The following is a 2,921-nucleotide window of genomic DNA, read 5'->3' on the forward strand; positions in this document are numbered from 1 at the left end:
CGGGGGAGGCGTGGCTGGCACTGTCACGCGCGGCCCGGGCCCTGGGCTGTGAGCCGGTGCAGGCGTCGCTGCCCGGCGCGGTGAGCCTGGAGCTGTCGCGCGCGAGGCCCCGGCTGGTGTTGGTGCACTGGCGCCAGGTCCAGGAGCGAGGCCCCGGAGGGCTCAGTGGCCTCAAGGCCCGCGTGGGCGCGTCCGGCGCGCCCGTCATCCTGGTGGCGGAGCCGGAGACGCCCGCAGAGGTGCTGGAGGCCGCGGACGCCGAGGGAATCGAAGACTGTCTCCTGGCGCCGGTGGCTGAATCCGCGGTGCGGGCTCGACTGTCCGCGCTGCTGGGCGCGCGGGTGCTCCCCGCCGCGAGCGAGCGCTACAGCCCGCGCGTGGTGTTGCTGGCGGGCGCGGGCGGCGCGCGCACGTGGGCGGGGCTGGGCTCGCTGCTGGAAGTCTCCGGCCACCACCTGCTGTACAGCGCCACGGTGGAGGGCGCGGCCGCGCGAGTGGAGGAGCACGGCGCCGCGCCCCACCTGCTCGTCGTCGTGGGGGACGGGGCATGGGGTGGCGTGTGGGCGCGCGCGGGCACTGTCGCCCGCTCGTTGCTGGAGGGCGTGCCCTCGCTGACGGTGACGGCCGCGGAGAGCGGGCGCTCGGCGGCGACGCTGTTGCCGCGCATCCACGCGATGCTGAGCCGGGAGGGCGCGTCGCTGCGGGTGGAGGAGCGGGTGCCCTTCTGCTGCCCCGTCGAGTTCGGCGAGAGCGGCCCGCAGGGGCTGGCGTGGACGTCGGGCGTGTCCTTCGCGCTGAGCCCCGGGGGCCTCTTCGTTCGCACGCTGGTGCCCGCGCGGCCCGGCTCGTCGGTGACGTTGCGCATCCACCTGCCCACCACGGGCGAGCGGCTGGAGTCCCACGGCGTGGTGGCGTGGGCCAATCCCTATGCGGCGCGCGAAGGGCTGTGTTTTCCCCACGGCATGGGTGTGCGGTTCCTGGGCATGGGCCCGCCGCGGTTGATGCATCTGCGCCAGCTCTGTCAGGCCACGGCCTCGCCTTGAAGGCGTGGCTCCAGGAGGTGCTTCGTCATGCGACGCAAGAAGGTCCTCCTCGTCGATGACTCGCACACGGTGCTGATGCTGCACCGGATGATGATGGTGGAGCGCGGCTTCGAGACGCTCATCGCCCGCGACGGGCTGGAGGCGCTGGAGCGCGTGCGGGACGAGGCGCCGGACCTCGTCGTGCTCGACATCCTGATGCCGAACCTGGATGGCCTGGAGACGTGCCGGGCGCTGCGCGAGCGCGAGCCCACGCGCCACACGCCCATCATCCTGTGCAGCACGCGGATGGAGCCGGACTGCGTGCAGGCGGGCTTCGAGAGCGGCTGCACCGACTACCTCACCAAGCCCTTCGCGGGCTCGGAGCTGGCGGCGCTCCTGAATCGCTACTTGGGCTCGGAGCGGGGCACGCGCGGCGGGATTTGACCGGGAGGCCGCGCCGGCAGCGAGCGGCGGGGCAGCGTCACCATGAACGTGGTGCCCTCCTCCTCGGTGGAGCTGACTTCAATGGCTCCGCCGTGCGCCTGGACGATTTCCCGGACGATGTAGAGGCCCAGGCCGTAGCTCATCTTCAGCGTGCGCGTCGTCTGCGGGCCGCTCCGGAAGGGCTCGAAGAGGTGGGGCAGCAGGTGCGCGGGGATGGGGCGCCCGCCGTTCTGGACCTCCAGCACCAGCTTGTTGGCCCTCGCCACGCGCGCCACCAGCTTCACGGGGGTGTCCGCGGGGCCGAACTTCAGCGCGTTCTCCAGGAGATTCGAGGCCACCTGGCCCAGCCGGTCCGGGTCCCACATGCCCTGGGTATTGCCCTTGTGCTCCACCTCGATGACGCGCTCGGGGTAGGCCACGCGGAACTCGTGGGCCACGCGCTCCACCAGGTCCTTGAGGTCCACCGGCCGGGGTTCAATCGCCACGCCGCCCATCAGCCGGGTGCGCGTGAAGTCCAGGAGCAGGCGGGTGAGCCGCTCGATTCGCACCGCCGCGGTGGCGATGCGCTGGCTGGTGCGCCGGGCGTCCTCGGCCGTGCCGGACTCCGCCATGACGCGAGACCAGTTCATGATGGCGCCCAGCGGGCTGCGGATGTCGTGGCTGACGATGCCCATCAGCTGCTCCTGGAACTCGGAGTGCCGGCGCGCTTCCTCTTCCGCCCACTTGCGCTGGGTGATGTCGCGGCTGATGCCGAACAGGCCCACCACCTTGCCGTCCGCGTCCCGCAGCACGCCCTTGGTGGACAGCCACACGCGAGGGCCCTCGACGCCCGGCTGGCCGTCCTCGTAGGTGACGGTGCGGCCGAAGGCGAGCACCTCCCTGTCGTTGGCGGCGTTGACGCGGGCGACCTCGGGCGCGAACAGCTCCAGGTCCGTGCGGCCCACCATCTGCGCGACTTCGTAGCCCACCGCCCGCGCGCCCGCGTTGTTGATGAGCTGGTAGCGGCCCTCCAAATCCTTCGTGTAGACGGCGTCCGTCGTGCCCTCGTGGATGGCGCGGAACACCTCGCTGGCGCGCCGCAGCTCCTCGCGCACCCGGTGCTCTCCGGTGATGTCGCGGCAGTGCACCAGGAGGCCCCCGGGCACCGCGCGCGCGCGCACGTCGAAGCACAGCTCGCGGTCCGGCCACTCGTGCTCGAAGCGCGCGGCGGCCTGCTGGGTGGCGGGCTTTTCGAAGAGCAGGTGGTGGCGCAGCTCCAGCAGGCCGGGGCACGCGCGGCGCACGTCGTCACCGGGCCCGGCGGCGCCGTCCAAGAGCTCCACCATGCGCGGGCTGACGTAGGTGAAGCGCCAGGCCGCGTCGAGCGTGAAGAAGGCGTCCGGCAGTCCCTCCAGGAGCGCATGGAGCGGTACGCCGCCGGAGGCCTCGGATGCCGCGGGCGGGGCCGGGGGACGC

General features: G+C 72.9%; 3 protein-coding genes. 2 read left to right on the forward strand and 1 reads right to left on the reverse strand.

What is annotated here, in order from left to right; genetic code table 11:
* Positions 1-1,043, forward strand: a 1,043-nt coding sequence (locus HUW62_RS46655; RefSeq protein WP_176438122.1) for a PilZ domain-containing protein, incomplete at its 5' end; no start/stop codon positions are given.
* A 27-nt stretch (positions 1,044-1,070) separates the two neighbouring features.
* Positions 1,071-1,466: a response regulator gene (locus tag HUW62_RS46660; protein ID WP_163870016.1), complete on the forward strand. Its 396-nt coding sequence runs from the start codon at positions 1,071-1,073 to the stop codon at positions 1,464-1,466.
* Here the strand turns inward: HUW62_RS46660 and HUW62_RS46665 are convergent.
* Positions 1,427-2,921, reverse strand: a 1,495-nt coding sequence (locus HUW62_RS46665; RefSeq protein WP_176438123.1) for an ATP-binding protein, incomplete at its 5' end; no start/stop codon positions are given. The two genes, HUW62_RS46660 and HUW62_RS46665, sit on opposite strands and share 40 nt — an antisense overlap.

The organism is Myxococcus sp. AM011 (assembly GCF_013372595.1).
GTDB classification, from domain to species: domain Bacteria; phylum Myxococcota; class Myxococcia; order Myxococcales; family Myxococcaceae; genus Myxococcus; species Myxococcus eversor.